Origin of the sequence: Arthrobacter sp. 9V (genome assembly GCF_902506065.1) — a bacterium.
GTDB lineage: Bacteria > Actinomycetota > Actinomycetes > Actinomycetales > Micrococcaceae > Arthrobacter.
The window spans coordinates 1-1,440 of the sequence record NZ_LR732913.1; the positions used below are offsets into that span (position 1 = coordinate 1).

The 1,440-nt window shown below is 73.1% G+C and carries 1 protein-coding gene and 1 tRNA gene; one reads left to right on the top strand and one right to left on the bottom strand.

Translation table 11 applies throughout. The features are described 5' to 3' along the window. Nucleotides 1-201 precede the first annotated feature (201 nt). A tRNA-Ser gene (locus tag BACI9J_RS22275) sits at nucleotides 202-291 on the top strand. 116 nt (nucleotides 292-407) lie between these two features. On the opposite strand, the gene BACI9J_RS22280 is transcribed toward BACI9J_RS22275, so the two are convergent. Beyond that, nucleotides 408-1,440 (bottom strand): LacI family DNA-binding transcriptional regulator (locus BACI9J_RS22280; RefSeq protein ID WP_328699825.1); only part of this gene is annotated, 1,033 nt, incomplete at its 5' end.

Consider the following 1,440-nt stretch of genomic DNA (forward strand, 5'->3'; position numbering starts at 1 on the left):
CGTGGTGCCCGACGGGGACGAACCCCGGAACGTGATTGCCGCGTCCCGACGATGCTATGCAGTGGGGTACGCCCCGACAACCCCGATGTGTCCCCACTTCGGGGGACCGCGCTGTCCGGCCCGAGCCACGCGCGGGCGTGCGTCGGGTCGAGACTGGCGCGGTCCTCCTGTATGGTGGTCGGAGCGCTCGCGAGAGTGCTTGGAGACGTCGCATAGTCCGGCCGAGTGCACCACCCTGCTAAGGTGGAGTCCCCTTTGAGGGGACCGAGGGTTCAAATCCCTCCGTCTCCGCACTGTACGAACAGCATCACGAAACCCCGGTCCGATCGGACCGGGGTTTCGTCGTTCCCGGGCGCCTCGCACGGCGGTCGACCTCGCCGGAACCAGGTTCCGCGGCTCGAGCGCGATCAGGCGCGCGGCGGCCCCGTCGTCGACCGCACCACGAGCGTCGGTGGCACGAGCGTCCGGATGGGACCCGCCGGGGCTCCCGCAGCCGCGCCGATCCGCTCCACCAACCGCGCAGCCGCCAGGCGCCCGACCTCGTCGTTGTGCGGGTCGACCGTCGTCAGGCGCAGCAGGGGTGACGCGGCGAGCGGGGTCTCGTCGTTGCCGATCACCGAGACGTCCTGCGGCACGCGGAGTCCGGCTTCCTGCACGGCGGCGATCGCACCCATCGCCATGACGTCGTTCGCGGCGAACACCGCGGTCAGGTCGGGGTGCTCCCGGAGTGCGAGCCGCGTGCCCTCGTAGCCGGTGGCTTCCGAGGTGGGGCCGGAGCCGGAGACCAGCGGCTCGATGCCGGACGCGACCAGCTGTGCGACGGTGGCGTCCCGGCGGAGCGCAGCCGGGCCTCCCGAGCCGGTGACGTGGACGATGCGGCGGTGCCCCAGCCCGATCAGGTGATCCGCTGCCAGCCGTCCGCCGGCGGCTTCGTCGGAGGCGACCACGTCGAGTCCGCCTGGGACGTCCTCACGCGCACCGGCGACCACGACCGGGGTGTCCGCGGGGACGACGACGTCGGGGAAGCCCTCGGCGGCGAGCACCACGCCGTCGACCCGCAGGGAGACCAGGTCGTCGAAGGGCGAGGAACCGAGGTGGGCGTTGGCGCGGGTGTCGGCGAGGGTGAGGCGGAGTCCGTGCGGGGCGAGGGCCTCGCGGATGCCGTCGAGCATCGGGACGTACCAGGGGTTCCGGAAGTCGTCGACGATGACGCCGATGGTGCGGGTCCGGGTGCCGGCGAGGATCGCGGCGGCGCGGTTCGGGCGGTAGCCGAGCTCCGCGACGGCGGCGAGCACCGCGGAGCGGCGGGCGGGGGAGACCCCGGGGTCGTCGCGCAGCACCATCGACACCAGGGACTTCGAGACGCCCGCGCGTGCGGCGACGTCGATGATCGTCGGCGGGCGAGGGGTCACGCTGAGCCTTTCCGGCACGGTGCTTGAC